The following is a 16,309-nucleotide window of genomic DNA, read 5'->3' as shown; positions in this document are numbered from 1 at the left end:
GAGGCGAACACAATGGAACTGATCTGCACTGCCATGTCCAGTTGTGCCCCCGATCTGACGATGCGCAGGATCGCGACCGTTCCGTTGCCGGCTTTTTGAACGAGCGACTGCAGGTCCGCCGGAGATGACACGACGCGCCCGTTCGCCCCAATGATCGCGTCTCCGGGCATGGCTCCCGCACGGGCTGCCGGAGAGCCAGGAACGACACTCTGGATCAACAAGGCTCGCGCTCCGCTTGGAACGACGTAAAGACCCAGGCCAGGCCGTTCCGTGTGCGTGTCACTCGGCGCCGCGGCTACGAGGCTGCTGCTCACCTGCAGCATACGATCAACCACCGGGACGGCTTGATCAATGGGAATGGCGAAGCCCAGACGCGCACCGTTTGGGCCCGGCTCTATGGCCGCAGTGTTGATGCCGACCACTTCCCCGCGGCAAGTGAGCAAAGGGCCTCCAGAGTTCCCTGGACTCAAGGGAGTCGTCGTTTCGATCATCCCGGTCAGCCGCCGCTCCGGAGCGGTGATAACATCGCGGTCGAAGCCGGAGACATTTCCACTGGCTATGGACAGGCCGCGCCCGAAAGGGTTGCCGATGGCTAGGACCGCCTCGCCAGAGCGCAAGGCCGCCGCCGTCTTGCGCGGCGCAGGCGGCGGAAGCGAGCCATCGACCAGCAACAAGGCGAGGTCGTGGTTCGGCGCACGGGCCACCACACGCGCCGAACGCTGCTCTCCGTTGGGGAGTCTGACGACATGCTGGTCGCCAGCGGATGCCACATGATCGTTGGTCACGATGTGGCCGCGCTCATTCCAGATGATGCCGGTGCCATGGGCGGGTCGTCCGACTGGAGTCTGGATCGCGATTTCAACAGCGAGTGAACCTCGAACGCGTGATTCCAACTCCTTCAGATCAATTGGACCACAACTCGTCGCCGCGGCTTCCCAAGAGGGGAGCGAGAGTGCGATGGCCATCGCAAGCAGAGCAAGTCTTTGCATAGCGGGCACCTCCTTGGGAGCAGGCAAACAAAAACGATGCCAGTTGCCACAGCCGACCGGCCGCGCCGGGAATCCCAAGCGAAGCAAGGGCAAAAACAAGCGCGCCACCTCTTCCATCAACGCACCGCAACACGTCTTGTCGGCAACTTCTGCTGGGGTTTGTGGAAATTTTTGCCCAGCGTTCCGGAATTAGACAGGCGACGGGTTTCTTCAAGTCAGGAGCGCAAAACCTGGATGAGTAAGCCTTCTGATCTGCCGAGATAACTATCCTTCCCCCGAGATTGCTAACGCGCTTGTTGATGGTTAATAAAAATTGAATTGTTGATTCCTTTTGCGCGTAAGCCAACTCCATGGGATGATGACCCTACAAAATGGTTGCCTAGAAGGGGTAACCAAAAAAACAACCTAAAGAGGATTGGAAATGCGCCTAGCGATCGTCACCGCTTTCGCCCTTGCTGCGGCTCTCAGTGGATGCACCACCTCTGGCACAGTCGTGACCAGCATGCCGGCGGTTGCTACTCCGGTTGTCGCCAGCCCGGTCATGGCGACCCCTGTCGTTGCGACCCCGGTCATGGCGTCCCCGGTCGTTGCGGCTCCGGTCATGGCGGCCCCTGTTGTTGCGGCTCCCGTCATGGCGACTCCGGTTGTCGCCAGCCCGGTCATGGCGACTCCGGTTGTCGCCAGCCCGGTCATGGCGAGCCCTGTTGTTGCGGCCCCGGTCGCTGCCTCGCCGGTTTACTACGTCCGCTGATGCTGACCAGCCCTGAACAGAGGAGAGTAAGCCATGGCTAAAGCGCTCGTTCCGGCTGTCGCCGCCGTCCTGAGTCTGATGGCCAGTGCCGCGCAGGCCCAGGTCGTCTATTACGCGACTCCCGTTGTCGCCACCCCCGTGGTCGCGGCGCCGGTCGTCACGACTTCGGTCGTTGCTACGCCGGTTGTGGCGGCCCCCGTGGTGGCCGCACCGGTCTTTGCGACCCCCGTAGTGGCCGCCCCTGTGCTGGCCACGCCTGTGGTGTCCATGCCGACTTATGTGGTGCCGACCTACACGGCTCCGGTCTATCACGTCCGTTAATCCGATCAGGGGAGCAGCATGATCCGATCGGCTACAGTTATCGCCGCGGCGCTGCTCGCGGCCTGTGCGGCTGAGGCCGCACAGGCGCAGGTGGTGCTGTATTCCTCTCCGATGACCACACCGCCGGCGGCGGTGGTCGTTGCTCCGGTTGCGCCCACGATAGCCGCGGCTCCGACCGCGACGGTGGCCGCTCCCGTCATCTATGCACCGGGGACTGCTCCCGGCGTGCGGAGCTTTTACCAGGTGAAACAGGGTGGGCGTTTGCAGGACGTCGCGCGCCGCGTGCGCGTGTCTTTGGCGGACCTGGTCCGCCTCAACCCGCACCTCAGCCCACGGGCATGGCTTCCGGCGGGGACCATGGTGGGTCTTCCGGTTTCGTAACTGGGGCGTTGGTCGATTCGCATGATTGAGATTGCTGTCCTTCGTTCTCATTGGCACAGGTCATGCGCCACGGCGGTGTTGGCAGCCACGCTCCTCACCGCCGCTTGTGCAACGCCAGAGCCGGTGCGCGGCGTCATCGAGCCGTCGTACGTCTTTCCGCTCGGCGCCAACAAAAGCGATGTCCTTGCCATGCTCGGCCATCCCCAGACCGGTCCGCGCTTTGACCGCTACAGCAATTTGACCGAGGCGGTTTACACGTTTCCGTTCCGGGCCGTGAAAGCGGAGAGCCGTTTGCCGGACGGCTCAACGCGCGTGGAACTGGTGGACACCATTCATTTTTTCTTCAGCCACAAGAACCAAGTGGAGCGCATGGCGTTCCGCACCAACCGCTACTATTCAAGCTTCACTGATCTGCCTGTCCACAAGGTGACGGTGCTCCCGCGCCTGGTTGATGCAAATGGCAGAATACAGCCGGTGGCGCTCAACCCTGCTCGTCAGTCGTCATAATCAGGTTGTCGAGCGATGCCGTCGAACATGGAAGACGAAGCCTCTCAACCCGGCAAAACGCGCCGCCGCAACAACAAGGCGGGCCAGAAAGGCGCACCCGGCGGCGACAGCTTACCCCAGGAGGATGCATCGCGGCAAAACGGTGCCAGCCCGCACGAAGACGACCCGCGCCAGATCGATGACACAGCGACAAACCCTGATGCCACTCATGAGGACACGGCCACTCGCCGGAGCATCGTCTTCCCTCGGACGCTCCACAATCGGTATGCGCTTGCAGCGCTTGGGGTGACCGCGGCGTTTAGCCTCTACACGGCATTTCCTTATTTCCGCGACCATCAGCGCTCCTCCACCTTGACGGAGGCAACGCTGGCGGAACGGCCCAACCCGCCTCAAACGGAGCCACCGGAGCCCGTTCCCGTCACCCCCGGCGGACAGTCCTCGCACGCCGCGCCGCCGCCCGTGCCGACCGTGCTCACAGTAGCGCAGACAGAGCCTGGCCCGAAGGCGGGTCCGGTTCCTCAGGAAGATCCTCGGCGGACAAATCCTGTTCCCCTGTCCTCCCAGGCGAAAGCCAACCTGTCACGCGCGGACTGCACCAAAGCCTATAAACTGCTCTCGTCCGCCTGCGCCAACACGGGCCTGTGCATCAAAGACATGGATCGTTGGAAGGACGCCAGCGCCCGGGAATACCGCCGCCTGAGCGAACTTGCCCCGAGCCGCATCAGCGGCTTCAATGCGATGTGCTGGCGTGCGTGCCAAGGCGGAACCGTTTCACGATCGATGTTCGAGGAGCGGTTCTGTCTACCATCCACGTTTCCCAACGCCGCTCCGCAGGCGCCTCCGGCGAACCGCACCGGCGACAAAGCGTCCTATGTGCAAAAAATCCACCTCCCCGCCCGAAAGCCGATTGCCAGGGTTCAGCCACAATTGGTTTTTCAGAATGCCGCCCCCTTCGCTGCGCAAATCGACAATACGGTCGTATTGACCATCGGTCGGTCCACCCTCGCGAACACACTCCGCACTCTCGGTCCAGCCCGTCTGGATCACCACTGGCCCGATGACACCCGCGAACTGACCTACCGCTTCTCCAGGAACCGTGTTCTGATCGCCAACATTGGCGTGGCCAGCTCGGTCACGCTGTGGTTTGACCCCCACGGGGTCCTGAAAGCCATCCATTCCAACGACGAGGCACCCAGCACGACCCGTGCTGCGGACACGGCGGCCATTTTGCCGGCTGCGTTCTACGGCCGCTAACGATGTTGTCAAGCCGCTCCCAGCAGCACTGTCACGATAACAGCTGGGGTTGCGTTGTTGCACGGATGGATCTGGTGGGGTAGGTCGGGGCACCGTTCTTCGTCAGCTGGATTTCCCGCGGTGCCGCATGTGGAACGGTGTCCATGTTGGACACCGATCGGCGCGCCATTCCGTTGATTTGCCATATTTCACCTGGCCGGAATCGCGCGCCGATCCACAATCCAGGTTTGAATCCCGGCTCCACCACTTTTACGGGTGGTAGAAATCGCCGAAACGGATGGAAGGAATGACCGTTCCGCCCAGGCGCTTTTCGCCGAAATGTGCACTTCAATAACCCGCCGCTGGCAGCGGGTTATTGATGGGAGGCTGTGCTGAAGCCGATTCGTCGTGGTGTGTTCGAGGAAGCCGCGAAAGCAATGGAGGCCTTCGGAAAGCATATTGTTCTCCATGTTACGTTGGCATAGCGTAATTTACGTCGCACCTGCCGTATGAAAATTTCAAATACAACCTATTTCCAGATTTCACCTTGACTGGAGAATTTAAGAGTTGTCTGCTAGACATCGTAGTCTCTGATAGAATTTCAAAAGCAGTCATGGCTCACGCAAACTGGAAGCCTTCGGACATCAAGGGCGCCGCGTCCCGCGGTCGAAAGGCGGCCCAGCCTGGGGGCGTGTTGGTGGAGAGACCGGCCGCAGCCGAAACGGATAGCCTGGAACCGCCACAGAGGCGGGGCCGGGGCAGGCGTGCCGATCTGGACTTGGAAGTTGACCGGCACGTCGGCAAGCGCCTCCGGCTGCGGCGCACACTGCTCGGCATGAGCCAGGAGAGGCTGGCGGCAGCTATTGGCCTGACTTTCCAGCAGGTCCAGAAATATGAGAAAGGGACCAACAGGGTCGGTGCATCCATGCTCGTCCGCCTGTCCCAGGCGCTTGATGTTCCGATATCCTTCTTCTTCGATGATATGCCGGAAGGCACCGTGGCGACTCCGCTGACAACCAGCGATGGTCTTCCGCTGTCGCGCCGGATTCTTGATCTTGCCCGGCACTACAATGAAATCGAATCTGAAACTGTCCGGGACCAGATCTTCGCGTTGGTGAAGTCGCTTTCGCCTGATCGGGACAAGGGATCTGAGTAGCAGCGGACACTGTTGGCGAATTCCGGGGCTACGCGACGGATGGCCCAAGAACCGCGAAACGAGAGACGCGGGTTTTCGCCAGGGGCCGGTCCGTCCACCATGCCTCCAAGCGGACGAGGTTGAGGGTGGCGGCGGTCAGGACGTGCTGTAGGGAGGTCTTCGCCAGTCCGATATACCGGCATCGGCGCAGGCCGAAGAGTTGCAGGGCTTGGGCCAGCGTTCCCTCAATCCCGGCCCGAGCCGCGTAGCGACGGCGCCAGCCCTCTGTTTCCTGCTGGCGGCGAGCATCCTGAAGCGCTTCATGCTCGGCGCGCGGCCGGAAGGTGAGGTTCCGTGGGCTGGCTTTGGCCTGGGTGCAGTGCGCCCGCGCCGGGCACGTGGTGCACACCCGGAAGGGGAATTTGACGTGGATGATCGCATTGCCCCAGCGGTCCGTCTTCGGCACCAGGATGTGGCGGTCTGGCCCTGCGGACAGGTCACGGTTTGGGCGTCCCAGCCGATGGTGAATGCGCCCAGATCGTAACCTTGGTGGGTCTTGTTCTGCCAACTGATATCGGGCTGGACCGGCCCCACGATCTCAATCCGGTGCTCGGCTTGACTGGCGATCAGCAACGGCGCATCGACATAGCCGGCATCGAGGAAGTGCACCGCAGGCGCTAAGCCGCGTGCCGCCAAGGCCGCGTGAATGGGCGCCGTGCGGTCGATGTCGCTGACCGGCGCCAGCGTGGTCTCGACATGGGTGATCAGGTGGGGCGCTTGGGCGTCGCAGGTTTCGCTGAAATGGACCTTGTACCCGACCCAGGTGGCGCTGCGCTTGTTGCCGTAGTGCGCCTCCACGTCATAGGGCGAATCATGCCGCCGGCCGGCCGGCGGCAACTCGGTTGCGGTCCGCCAGCGGACTTGATCCTCTTCGGTGTAGAATTGGTGAACCCAGGTCCGGCGCAGTGCCTGGACCGCTGGCAGGGCGCGCAAGCCGACCGGAGCGTCCGCGGCGTAGACGGCGGCCAGGATCTGGTGACCGTCGCGGCCGATCTGCTCGGCCAGATCCGCGCGGGCGGCCTCCCCCTTGGGCAGCCGATATTCCTCGACCCGACGGCCATAACGCTCGAACCAGTCAATGGTGATGCGTTCGGTCACCCGTCATTGAGTGATCTTGGACGACAGCATGACGCCGCATCGCTGAACTTGCGCTGAATGGAGGCACCGCGGTAACGCCGGCGAGCACCCCCCGCGGGCAGCCCGCCGTCGTCCGTAAACACCGGATCAGCCGCCGGAGCCAGCCGCGCCGTGGGCCGCTGTGGTCCGGACCCCGCCATCCGGCGGGCTTGCTCCGCGCTCCTGGTTGCGGATCTGGCCGGTAACCTTGGTGATCCGCAGGGCCAGGGCGAAGGACAGGAGAATGGGGGAGATGGCTTTGACGAGGCTTTCGGCGCCGGAGGACTCAAGAGAAGCCCACTGGTTCAGCTCGTCCAGCGTCCGGTTGTATTCCGCTGCAATCTTGGTCAGCCTGGCCAACGTCTCAGCGACCCCGGGCAGATCGGAGAAGGCCTCGGCCCGCGCAAACAGGGCCAGATCGATCTTGGATCGGGTCCGGAACAGACGGTCCATAGTCTGCTCCGTCTCGGTGAGCCACCGGCAGTACGCCTCATACTGGTTCACGCGGCCGGCCTGATCGCCGCCTGTCAAACCGGCCCTCCCGAATTCGACGTGGCACGGGAAGATCCGCAGGACCAGGAAGCTGTCCCTCAGGTAATCGACGGACGCCAAGTGGAGCTGCTCGGAGATCGGCTTGCGTAACTCAAGCCATTGGTGCCGGGCCTCGGCGCTCATCCCGAGCAAGGACAGGACCGCCCCCGCCAGCCAGAGGTAATCCGCGCGCCGCCAGCCGTTGTCGGAGAGAGGATGCGCATACACCAGCAGCGCGTGAAGGATCACCACGAACACCGCGAGCGAGGTCAGGATCAGCATCGGCTGGGTAAGCCAAAGCAAGGCGTTGCCATTCATGACGTCCTCCGTTCTGTCGTCCGCCCGGATTGACGTCGTCTTGCCGGAGCGGCTGGGTTGTCTGCGTGTGCCATTCCTCCGTCCAAACCGCGCCCCCCTCCATCGAGGCCACCGGCTGACGGTGCCCGGCGCCCCACTGACGCTGTTCCCTAGTGATTTAGCGCGCTGTTCGACCGGATGCCGTGGGCCGCGTCCGCACAGCCCCGAGCACAGGGGTACCCCCCCCTTGCGCCGCGATCCTGAATGCGGGCTGAACCTGCCGTTCAGGCTCGCCTCAGGCCGCGTGGCGCAGAGTGCCGGTCATGGAGCGCATCGGCGCTCCCCAGCACCACAGGTGAAGCCATGCTCAAGACCACCGCCCTCGCCGCTCTCGGCCTCTTGACGCTCTCCGGCGCCGCCTCCGCCGGCGACCATCACCGCGCCCAGGCGTTCCAGCCGAGCAGCCCGCAGGCGCTCATGGCCGTCGTCGAGGCCGGCGGCGGCACTGTCACCGGCACGGTCAGCACCGTCGCCGCGACATCGTTCGTCCTCTCCGACGGGGAGAAGGAGATCCCAGTCACCAGCCACCACTTCCTGCCGGACGGCATCCAGTCCGGCGACCAGATCACCGTGGTCGGAAACATCCGGCAAGGCGGCATCCGGGCCGACCAGATCATCCGCCAGGACGGCACCTCCTTCGGCCGCGACGCGTCCCCGGATCGCCCCCGCCACTACGCCGACAATGACTGACCGCGCCCCCGGGACACGGGTGGGGTGGAGCGAACCCCCACCCGGCGCCGTCCCGGGCATGTCCAGCCGTCAACGTCCTATCGTCCCCAGCCTGAGCGCCGCCCATGCTGAAAACGATGATGGTCCACACCCTCGCGGCCGTGTTCGTTATCGGCGCCCTGGCCACCGCCTACCAAGCGACCGTGGACGGCCCGTCGAGCGTCGCCGGGCTCTGGGCCGCTGCTGGCAGGCTGGATCACTGAACCGCGCCTTCCATCACGGACACCGCTATGGCCACCCGAAAGCCGAAAGCCGCCGAGATGATCGCGCTGCTGGCGTTCCACGCCATCCTCTCAGGCGCGTTTGTCGTCGCCTACCTCACCGGGGACGAGGATACCTACGGCATGCACGTCTTCACCGGCTACGCGGCGCTCACCGCCATCGTGCTGCGCGTAGTGATCGGACTGTTGGCTCCCGCCGGCAGCCCGCTGCGCCCTCCCCGGCCATCGCCCGGTCCGGTACTGCACTGGGTGAAGCGCCTGGTCAGCGGCGATCCGAAGGCGCGCCCCGAGCGCAGCCCGCTGATCGCCTGGATGGCCGCAGCCCTCCTCGTCGGCGTCGGCTTAGCGGCGGCCTCCGGAGCGGTGGCAGACTTTGTCGTGAAGTTTGAGGACCTGCACGAGACCCTCGGCGAGTTCGCCCTGTACATCGTCATCGCCCACGTCGCCCTGGTCTTCGGGCTGCATGGGCTGAAGCGGCTCACGCCCGTGGTCCCGTCCCGCGGCACCACCCAGCGCTCCACCCTTTCCGATCGGGTGACCCCATGAAACTGCTTCTCGTCCTCGCCGCAGTCGCGGCCACCACCGCCGGCATCGCCCTGGCGGCCACCGCCGACCCAAACCGCACGAAGATCCTGGACGGCTACGCCGCCGAGGCGAAAAAGGCCGATCCAAGCTTCACCGACTTCTCCGCCGACCGTGGTTGGGCGCTCTACTTGGGCCCGCACAGCGGCGGCAAGGTGGCCGAAACCCCGGCCCGCGCCAGCTGCCACACCCAGAACCCCGCCGGGCCGGGGCGCCACTACCGCACTGGGCGAGCCATCGAGCCGATGGCGGTTTCGGCCAACCCGAAGCGGCTCACCGATCCGGCTGAGGTCGAGAAGCGCTTCGAACGCGACTGCGTCAACGTCCTCGGCCGCGCCTGCACCGCCCGCGAGAAGGGCGACTTCATCACCTTCCTGGCCGGCCAATAGAAAGGACGCTCCCGATGTCTCCCGACCCATATCTCCGTTCGCTGCGCGACGCCTACGCCCGGTACGCCACCGGGGTCGCGGTGATCACCACGCTGACCCCGGCGGGCACTCCGGTTGGCCTGACCGTGACCTCCTTCAGCTCGGTGTCGCTGGACCCGCCGCTGGTGCTGTGGAGCCTGATGCGGTCCTCCGCCAGCCTGCCAGCGTTCCGCGAGGCCAGCCGCTTCGCCGTGAACGTGCTCGCCGACGATCAGCACCATCTCTCGACGCGCTTCGCGTCGCGCAGCGAGGAGCGGTTCGCCGGGATTGACTGGACGCCCGGTCTGAGCGGCGAGCCCCTGTTGCCCGACTGCCTCGCGCAGTTCGAGTGCACCACACACTGTCATGTGGAGGCCGGCGATCACGTGGTCGTCCTGGGCCGCGTGCACCGCTTCGAACACCGCGACGGGGCACCGCTCCTGTTCTTCGCCAGCCGCTACGCCGAGCTGCACCGCGAGCCGGCGTCCGCCACAGCATCCTGAGGAGTCCGGCCATGCGCGTCGTGATCGGTGCCACCGCCGCCCTGCTGCTGATCGGGGGTGCCGCCCTGGCGAACGAGTTCGAGCGGGTGGCGCCGGTGACCGACGCGGCGACGCTGAAGGAATGCAGCGAGTGCCACATGGCCTACCAGCCGGGCCTGCTGCCGGCGGCCAGTTGGAACCGCATCATGGACGGGCTGGCGGACCACTTCGGCGAGAACGCCAGCCTACCGGCGGACACTGTGGCGACCATCCGCGCCGACCTGACGCGGAACGCCGGCCGCGGAGACGGCCAGCTCCTCCGGATCACCAACCAGCGCTGGTGGCAGCGCAAGCACGATTTCGACCCGGCCATCTGGAAGCGTCCGGCGGTCGCCTCGAAGGGCAACTGCGAGGCCTGCCACCGCGAGGCGGCGAAGGGCCTCTACGAGGACGACTGACCGTCCCGCAGGCCATGCTCCATCACGCACATGCACAAGGAGATACGTCATGTCCACGAAAACCACCGCTACCGGCGCCTTGGTCGGCGCCGCCCTGATCTTCGGTGCGGTCGGCCCGGCGCTCGCCGCCCTGTCGTCGCACGACGGTCATGCCGCCGGGGCCCTGGAGCTATCCTTGAACCAGGGACGAAAATGGGAGACTGACGAGCCCCTCCGGCAAGGCATGGCGGCGATACGCAAGGCGATCACCCAATCCCTCGGCGCCGTCCATAACGCCACCTACACCCCAGCCCAATACGCCTCGCTGACGGCGACGCTGGAGCAGCAGGTGGACGGCATCGTCCGGAACTGCCGCCTGCCTCCCGAAGCCGACGCCCAGTTGCACCTCATTCTGGTGGACATCTTTGAGGGGATCGACGGGTTGAAATCGGACGGTGGGCGGGTGTCCGGCGCGATGCGCGTGCTCCAGGCGCTGGATGCATACGGCGCGCTCTTCGACCATCCGGGCTGGGAGCCGGTCGGCCACTGACGCGAACCGGAGCCCGTCACCGTCAGCCGACCCGGAACATCCGTGACAGGCTGTGATGACCGACGCGCTGGTGGAGGATGCCCAGAGCCGGGTGGATGACGAGGTAGGCCCACATCAGCGGAGCGGCGGCCTCGTGGGCCTCCTTCAGCGCGCCGACGACCGGTCTCATCGCCCCGTCCGCCGCCATGCCGAAGAACATAGCCAAGCCGGTGACGGCCAGGAAGGAGGCGAGCAGCAGACCCAGTCCCTGGAACGCCGCCGGCAGAGGACGGGGCTCGGCGGACCGTGGAAGACGGCCGTTGCGGATCTCGGCGACCGTAGCCACCAGATCGTCGCGCAGAGCCTTCAGACGCGCGGTGGAGAACCAGGGAATCAACAGGAAGGGTGTCCCCTTCACGGCGGTGGGCCGATCGACCAGACCCAGTGCAGCCCGAGGGCCGCCACGAGGAGCAGGCCCGCGATCTCGTGGACCTCCCACCAGGCGTTCGGCAGCCGGCCCGGTCGGGGATAAACCATGACCAGGCTGAACAGCATCTGCAGGGTGATTCCGCAGGCGATCACTGCGTGCAGGAGGCAGGTGACGCGGTCGTAGGGCATGGGTTCCGTCCCTTCTTGTGAGGATGGCGACAGGCCGCCGATCATGGCTCCGGCCGTGGTGTCGTGGCGACGCTGGGCGGCAGAATCGGGTAGGTGACTGTGGATCGGCGTCCACATTGGGCGCCGATCGGCGCGCTATCCCATTGATCCGCCATATTTTCATCTGGTCGGAATTGCGCGCCGATCCGCATGCCTGCGCCGCGATCAACGCGCAGTACCAGCATGCGATGGGCGACATGTGGCGGCTGAGCGGGGCGGGCAAAGCGGCGAGCCGCCTGGCCGACCTGGCGGATGCCGATGGCGTCGTTGAGGTGGTCGATCCTGAGGCCGTGCCGGAATTGCCTCGGCACACCTTCCGGCGCATCAGCTCAGGCTCGCGTGCGTCGAAGGCGCGCGACGGCGGCGTGTCGCTCGACAGTGCCGCCCATGCCGTTCTTCAATTTTGCAACAAGCTGTTGCGGAATTGAGAATGTTGCTCAGACACTCGTTTTAGCTGTCTCAGCTGGATGCCCGGCGACCTCTTGCCGCCGAACTGGCGAGCATTGACTCACTCACCGATACCGATATGGCCCTTGAAAAAGGTCGCCGGCGGCCCGGCGCAGCAGGATGGTGATCCGCGCCTGCGCCCGGTGAAACTCCCGATCGTGCAGCATGTGATGACGCTGACACCAGGCCGCGAGGTTCTTCGGCTGCACGTCCTCCGGGCGATGATTGCGGTGACACGCGGCGAGGATCACTCTGGTTTTCCGAATGGCGCAGGCCTCGATCACGTCCGGCCATGACGCCTCCCGGCCGCGGTCGTCGCGCCAGGTGTGCTGCTCTGGGTCGAACCAGCGGCCGTCGGGAAGAACGCGGATTTCATGGCCATGGGGACGGCCGCAGGTCCAGCAGCGCCCCCTTCCATGGGGGCCGTCCACCTGGAAGCGAACGTGGTTGGAGATGATGGGCCAGTCTATCGGATACCACCACCGTCTTTCGGGCTTGATCGGCACGCTGCTCCTCCCCGTTCACCTTGACGCATACTGCGCAGTTCACGCTTCATTCTCAAGATGGTGCTTGCGTGGAGCCGCGGAAATTGGAGCGATTTCCCTTTTTCTCTTCGAGCGGCGAGCCTGTTGGAGCGAAGCTGCCGGGGGATGCGTTGCCATACTGCCGATCCCGACACATCCCGCACCAAGTCAGCCCGCGCGCCTGACTCGACGCCCTGGTGAAGGGTGTGGCCAGCGTTGAACATGGCTGCCGTAGTCGGGGTTGGTGGTGAACTGCAGCATTTCACCGCGCAGCATCGAGCGGTAGGCCGTCACGTCCAAGGCGAAGCGCCCGATGTCCCCGTGCGTGCCAACGTATGCGGCCCGGCGCCGTAAGCCCGCGGGACTCTCGCTTAACCCGCAGCCCCGGTTATCTCGCCGATAGGTCCACCTGACCCTTGACCGGCACCCGGCCCCGAGTGCCGGCGCGGCGGGGGCGGCTCGAACAGCCGGACATCCAGGCGCAGCCTGGGCTGCTCATGTTCCATTGTGATGGTGCATACTATGAAGTAAACTGCCTTCCGTGAACCATTGCGATGGGACAAATTCATGGCCGACCTGACGCTGCAAATCCACCATGGCGGGCAGTGGCACACTGCCGCGGCGCTGGTCGTCAAGGCGCCGGAGAAGGGCATCCCGTCACCCTGCACGCTCGACTACGACACCGACTACTTCGTGGAGATCGCTGCCGAGGGCGGCCTGGGCAACGGCGAAATCCGCGACTGGCGCGCGCTGTCGGTCCGGGTTCCGCTGGATATGACATTCCGGTCCTTGGCACGGTGGCCGGCTTTTCTGCTCGACTTGCTTCCGCAGGGTCACGCGCGGAGGCGCTTGACGGCGAAGCTCGGCTTCACGGATCCCGATGTGCCGGGGGCCGACTTGCCGCTCTTGCTCCAGGGCGCGGGCAACCCCATCGGCAACCTGCGCATTCTGGAGGCGGTCGAGGCCGAGCGGGAGGCCGTTGCCGCCGATGAGGCGGACGTGGGCCCCTGTCCAGGCGTGACGATGGACGACATCCTGGGCCGCTCGGACCTGTTCCTACGCGTGGCCGAGCGGTTCGCTCTGGCCGCGTCCGGGTCAAGCGGCGTCCAGGGCGAGTGGCCAAAAATTCTGATGACTCAGGCGACCGACGGGCTCTGGTATCCTGATTCCTTGGTCCCTGACGAGCACGCCCGCTCGCATGTTATCGTGAAAATGATCCGCGGCCGGCATCCCGAAGACCGCCTCATCCTGGCGAGCGAAGCGCCATACTATGAGGTGGCGCGTTCGTTCGGGCTCCGCACAGGCGCTCCGCTGGACTATGGCCGGCACGTTCTGGTCATCCCGCGCTTCGACCGCGCCATCCGTCCTGACGGCATCGTGCGGCTGGGCCAGGAGAGCTTGGTTTCCGCCATCGGCGTTGCGGAGTTCGGGCACGTCAGCACGCACGAAGCCTATCTGGCCGAGATCGTCCGCAACTCGGCGGACCCGGCGGCCGACGTCACGGAATACGTGCTGCGCGATCTGCTGAACGTTGCCATGGGCAATCCCGACAACCATGGCCGAAACTCAGCCCTTCAAAAGCTGTCGGATCGCACGGTCCGCTTGGCGCCGCTGTTCGATTTCGCGCCCATGCGTCTCGATCCTTCGGTCATCCGCCGCTCGACGCGGTGGGCCTGCATGGGTGGGCGGGATGCCGCCCCGGACTGGTCGGTCATCTGCGAGGCGGCGGCGGAAGGCGTCATGGCGGTCGAAGACTTGATGGCCGCCGTGGCGGGCAAGGAGGCGTTTTTGCGGGACCTGCCGGAGATCGCGCACCGCCACGGCGTGCCGGAGGAAGCCGTCGAGACGGCGTGCCGCCGCCACCGCGAGATGGCCGACAGTGTCGCCGCCCTGAGAGATCGCGGCCATGTCCCTTAAGCGGAGCCGCGAGGAGCAGCGCGCCGCCCGTGAGGCGTTGGCACTGGCGGCGCAGAGCGGTGATCTGCGCCTGCCCGATGCTGTCCGGCGGATGCGGCAGGCGATGGGGCTGAGCCAAGAGGACTTCGGGCGCGTCTTCCACCTGACGCGGCGCCAAGTCTCCGAGCTGGAGACTGGCAAAGGTGACCCCAAGATCTCGACACTGAACCGTTTGGCCCGAGTGTTCGGTTTCACCGTGGGATTCGTGCCGAAAGAACCACCGCAGAGTTGAGGACATGGACCGTGGTCGAGTAGCTCAGCCATTCGGCTTTCGCCCTCACAGATCCGGGCATGCGGATTTCCCGCACCCGGCTCTTCCCGAAGGTAACCCGCGTCATGCTGGACGTCGCGTCCATGGGTGTGGATCGGCGTCCACATTTGGCGCCGATCAGCGCGCTATCCCATTGATCGGCCGTATTTTTCATGGCCGGAATTGCACGCCGATACACACCAGTTAACTCGCCGATTGAATCTCTCTCAGGGCCCCAGAGAGGTCCAACTGAGTAATATCGTCGAGGCAATGCCAACGCACATTTGCAAGTGATGCGCTCATTCCGGAAAAGTCCCCTTTAAGGAATTACGTCCGGCTTGGGAGGAAAAATGCCAAAGTACGGCATCGAACCACGTACTTGGACTGCTACGTCCTACAAAGGGCGTATGGTCCTTTCGGCTCCAACCGACGAAATAATTAAGGCGGCGGTTGACGAAACATATCCTGACGCCGTTTTCCTGCCGGGCATGGGCTGGCAAATCCCCATGGCGGGCAAAATACTTGCTCCAGACATGCAGAAGGTGATTGACTCCATCGCCAAGGTGGCTCGCCGTCTCGTTAAAGAGCAGAAGAAAAGCAAGTGCATTGACGACCGAACCCCTTCCGCCGCTCCGGCACAGATATGGGGCTGGGCACGTTCTTCAACCAAGTCCCAGAACCCCGCGTACCAGGTCGCACTGCTCATGGCGGCCGGTGTGCCCGAGAAAAACATTGCTTGGGAATTTGTCTCCGGCGGGGCGGCCGTCATGAAGGAACTCGATAACCTGGTCGCTAAAATGCGGGCAAACGACATCCTGTTAATGACGGCGCCGTCGCGGCTTGGGCGCGATCTTAGGCTGACCACGGAACGTCTCAACTATATGCTGGACAAGAAAATTATCGTAAAAACACTCTTTCCCGAACTGGACACTTCCATTCCAGGCGATAAAGGGAGATTTCTCAGCGCGATTACGTTTGCCGAATACGCTTGGCTCGAAAATAGTGCTCTGACCAGCATCGGACAGCGGCATGCCCGCCAAAAAGGCGTCGCGATCGGCCGCAAGCGCAAGATGTCATTGGAGCAAATCGATGCCGCCGCTGTCGCGTTTGCCTGCGGAAAAGCCACAAAAGCATCCATAAAGAGGCGCTTTGGCATTGCTGATTCGACATATTACTCTACCGTCTACAGAAAAGCAAAACAGATCAAGCGCCAATGCGAGGTGCTTGCGGAGACCTGAAGCTCGATCAGCGCATCCGCGCCTGGCTCGGCACGCCCGATGACCGCGCGCGCTGCCGCCTGGTGGTCGAGATCATCGCCGCTGTGCGCGGTGCCGATCCGGACTTCCTTCAATCCTTATCCTTCTGGCAGGCCGGGCAGTCAGTGCGGTTCGAGGGCGAGGTCGCCGGCATGAACACCGGCGTCAACCTGGTCGTGGAGAATGCCGCCGCGGCCGTCGCCCAGCTGCAGGTCGTCGAGAAGCTTGCCGCTGCCGGCGAGCTGATGCTGACCGAGACCGAGGTGCGCCTGTCGAGCGGCTACACCCAGGGCTTCGCATCACCCTTCCCGGGCGGTTTCGCGATCCTGCACGCCCACCGCGGCGAGCTGTACCTGCGCCTCGCGCCGGCGCTGCGGACGTGCTGATTTTTTGTCGTGCGACACGGATTTTTTGACGCGGCCGGTGACGCCGACCAGCGGTATTTCATCGG

General features: G+C 64.5%; 24 protein-coding genes. 18 read left to right on the top strand and 6 right to left on the bottom strand.

The features are described 5' to 3' along the window. Nucleotides 1–1,106, bottom strand: a 1,106-nt coding sequence (locus tag DS843_RS23065; protein ID WP_149471181.1) for a S1C family serine protease, incomplete at its 3' end; no start/stop codon positions are given. 667 nt (nt 1,107–1,773) lie between these two features. Here DS843_RS23065 and DS843_RS23060 point away from each other — a divergent pair. The 5 genes from DS843_RS23060 to DS843_RS23040 all read left to right on the top strand — a co-directional run bounded on the left by DS843_RS23060 (nt 1,774) and on the right by DS843_RS23040 (nt 5,338). Further along, complete coding sequence (locus DS843_RS23060) at nt 1,774–2,061, top strand: hypothetical protein (RefSeq protein WP_149471180.1); 288 nt, start codon at nt 1,774–1,776, stop codon at nt 2,059–2,061. 18 nt (nt 2,062–2,079) lie between these two features. Next, nucleotides 2,080–2,442, top strand: coding sequence for a LysM peptidoglycan-binding domain-containing protein (locus tag DS843_RS23055; RefSeq protein ID WP_149471179.1), 363 nt, complete (start codon nt 2,080–2,082; stop codon nt 2,440–2,442). A 21-nt stretch (nt 2,443–2,463) separates the two neighbouring features. Beyond that, complete coding sequence (locus DS843_RS23050) at nt 2,464–2,949, top strand: bifunctional 3,4-dihydroxy-2-butanone-4-phosphate synthase/GTP cyclohydrolase II (protein WP_149471178.1); 486 nt, start codon at nt 2,464–2,466, stop codon at nt 2,947–2,949. A 27-nt stretch (nt 2,950–2,976) separates the two neighbouring features. Beyond that, nucleotides 2,977–4,203 carry a hypothetical protein gene (locus DS843_RS23045; protein WP_149471177.1) on the top strand — a complete coding sequence of 409 codons (1,227 nt, stop codon included), beginning with the start codon at nt 2,977–2,979 and terminating at the stop codon, nt 4,201–4,203. Between the two features lie 757 nt (nt 4,204–4,960). Beyond that, on the top strand, nt 4,961–5,338 hold the full coding sequence (locus tag DS843_RS23040) for a helix-turn-helix domain-containing protein (RefSeq protein ID WP_286192270.1): 378 nt from the start codon (nt 4,961–4,963) through the stop codon (nt 5,336–5,338). Between the two features lie 28 nt (nt 5,339–5,366). On the opposite strand, the gene DS843_RS32085 is transcribed toward DS843_RS23040, so the two are convergent. After that, nucleotides 5,367–5,726, bottom strand: coding sequence for a transposase (locus DS843_RS32085; protein WP_353618373.1), 360 nt, complete (start codon nt 5,724–5,726; stop codon nt 5,367–5,369). 512 nt (nt 5,727–6,238) lie between these two features. Between DS843_RS32085 and DS843_RS32080 the strand changes: the two genes are divergently transcribed. Continuing rightward, entirely contained in the window at nt 6,239–6,532 is a 294-nt protein-coding gene (locus DS843_RS32080) for a hypothetical protein (protein WP_167525428.1), read from the top strand. A gap of 69 nt (nt 6,533–6,601) precedes the next feature. Here DS843_RS32080 and DS843_RS23025 read toward each other — a convergent pair whose 3' ends face one another. Continuing rightward, the gene (locus tag DS843_RS23025) at nt 6,602–7,342 is read right to left on the bottom strand and encodes a hypothetical protein (protein ID WP_149471173.1); all 741 of its coding nucleotides are present in this window, start codon (nt 7,340–7,342) and stop codon (nt 6,602–6,604) included. 342 nt (nt 7,343–7,684) lie between these two features. Between DS843_RS23025 and DS843_RS23020 the strand changes: the two genes are divergently transcribed. From DS843_RS23020 to DS843_RS22995, 7 genes are all read left to right on the top strand, one after another. After that, nucleotides 7,685–8,071 carry a cytochrome c maturation protein CcmE domain-containing protein gene (locus tag DS843_RS23020; protein ID WP_149471172.1) on the top strand — a complete coding sequence of 129 codons (387 nt, stop codon included), beginning with the start codon at nt 7,685–7,687 and terminating at the stop codon, nt 8,069–8,071. A gap of 104 nt (nt 8,072–8,175) precedes the next feature. Beyond that, nucleotides 8,176–8,313, top strand: a complete 138-nt coding sequence (locus DS843_RS31345; protein WP_167525427.1) for a hypothetical protein — start codon at nt 8,176–8,178, stop codon at nt 8,311–8,313. A 27-nt stretch (nt 8,314–8,340) separates the two neighbouring features. After that, nucleotides 8,341–8,877, top strand: a complete 537-nt coding sequence (locus DS843_RS23015) for a hypothetical protein (protein WP_149471171.1) — start codon at nt 8,341–8,343, stop codon at nt 8,875–8,877. Beyond that, complete coding sequence (locus tag DS843_RS23010; protein ID WP_149471170.1) at nt 8,874–9,302, top strand: DUF1924 domain-containing protein; 429 nt, start codon at nt 8,874–8,876, stop codon at nt 9,300–9,302. The genes DS843_RS23015 and DS843_RS23010 overlap by 4 nt, the downstream gene beginning before the upstream one ends. Before the next feature lie 14 nt (nt 9,303–9,316). After that, nucleotides 9,317–9,823: a flavin reductase family protein gene (locus DS843_RS23005; RefSeq protein WP_149471169.1), complete on the top strand. Its 507-nt coding sequence runs from the start codon at nt 9,317–9,319 to the stop codon at nt 9,821–9,823. Nucleotides 9,824–9,834: 11 nt separating this feature from the next. Beyond that, entirely contained in the window at nt 9,835–10,260 is a 426-nt protein-coding gene (locus DS843_RS23000; protein WP_149471168.1) for a diheme cytochrome c, read from the top strand. 49 nt (nt 10,261–10,309) lie between these two features. Then, complete coding sequence (locus DS843_RS22995; RefSeq protein WP_149471167.1) at nt 10,310–10,789, top strand: hypothetical protein; 480 nt, start codon at nt 10,310–10,312, stop codon at nt 10,787–10,789. Nucleotides 10,790–10,811: 22 nt separating this feature from the next. Here the strand turns inward: DS843_RS22995 and DS843_RS31340 are convergent, their stop codons facing one another. Beyond that, nucleotides 10,812–11,165: a cytochrome b/b6 domain-containing protein gene (locus DS843_RS31340; protein ID WP_167525426.1), complete on the bottom strand. Its 354-nt coding sequence runs from the start codon at nt 11,163–11,165 to the stop codon at nt 10,812–10,814. 17 nt (nt 11,166–11,182) lie between these two features. Beyond that, complete coding sequence (locus DS843_RS31335; RefSeq protein ID WP_167525425.1) at nt 11,183–11,386, bottom strand: cytochrome b/b6 domain-containing protein; 204 nt, start codon at nt 11,384–11,386, stop codon at nt 11,183–11,185. 116 nt (nt 11,387–11,502) lie between these two features. Between DS843_RS31335 and DS843_RS22985 the strand changes: the two genes are divergently transcribed. Further along, nucleotides 11,503–11,853, top strand: a complete 351-nt coding sequence (locus DS843_RS22985; RefSeq protein WP_149471165.1) for a hypothetical protein — start codon at nt 11,503–11,505, stop codon at nt 11,851–11,853. Nucleotides 11,854–11,937: 84 nt separating this feature from the next. On the opposite strand, the gene DS843_RS22980 is transcribed toward DS843_RS22985, so the two are convergent. Then, entirely contained in the window at nt 11,938–12,378 is a 441-nt protein-coding gene (locus DS843_RS22980) for a hypothetical protein (RefSeq protein WP_149471164.1), read from the bottom strand. A 585-nt stretch (nt 12,379–12,963) separates the two neighbouring features. On the opposite strand from DS843_RS22980, the gene DS843_RS22975 reads away from it, so the two are divergent. The 4 genes from DS843_RS22975 to DS843_RS22960 all read left to right on the top strand — a co-directional run bounded on the left by DS843_RS22975 (nt 12,964) and on the right by DS843_RS22960 (nt 16,244). Next, nucleotides 12,964–14,313: a type II toxin-antitoxin system HipA family toxin gene (locus DS843_RS22975; protein WP_149471163.1), complete on the top strand. Its 1,350-nt coding sequence runs from the start codon at nt 12,964–12,966 to the stop codon at nt 14,311–14,313. After that, entirely contained in the window at nt 14,303–14,584 is a 282-nt protein-coding gene (locus DS843_RS22970) for a helix-turn-helix domain-containing protein (protein WP_149168202.1), read from the top strand. Before DS843_RS22975 ends, DS843_RS22970 begins: the two co-directional genes overlap by 11 nt. Before the next feature lie 368 nt (nt 14,585–14,952). Continuing rightward, nucleotides 14,953–15,840: a recombinase family protein gene (locus tag DS843_RS22965; RefSeq protein WP_149471162.1), complete on the top strand. Its 888-nt coding sequence runs from the start codon at nt 14,953–14,955 to the stop codon at nt 15,838–15,840. Beyond that, the gene (locus tag DS843_RS22960; RefSeq protein WP_149471161.1) at nt 15,816–16,244 is read left to right on the top strand and encodes a hypothetical protein; all 429 of its coding nucleotides are present in this window, start codon (nt 15,816–15,818) and stop codon (nt 16,242–16,244) included. Before DS843_RS22965 ends, DS843_RS22960 begins: the two co-directional genes overlap by 25 nt. Nucleotides 16,245–16,309 lie beyond the last annotated feature (65 nt).

Origin of the sequence: Roseomonas genomospecies 6 (assembly GCF_008365375.1) — a bacterium.
GTDB lineage: Bacteria > Pseudomonadota > Alphaproteobacteria > Azospirillales > Azospirillaceae > Azospirillum.
The sequence above is the reverse complement of the archived record's forward strand: the minus strand, read 5'-3'. Positions and strand labels throughout refer to the sequence as shown.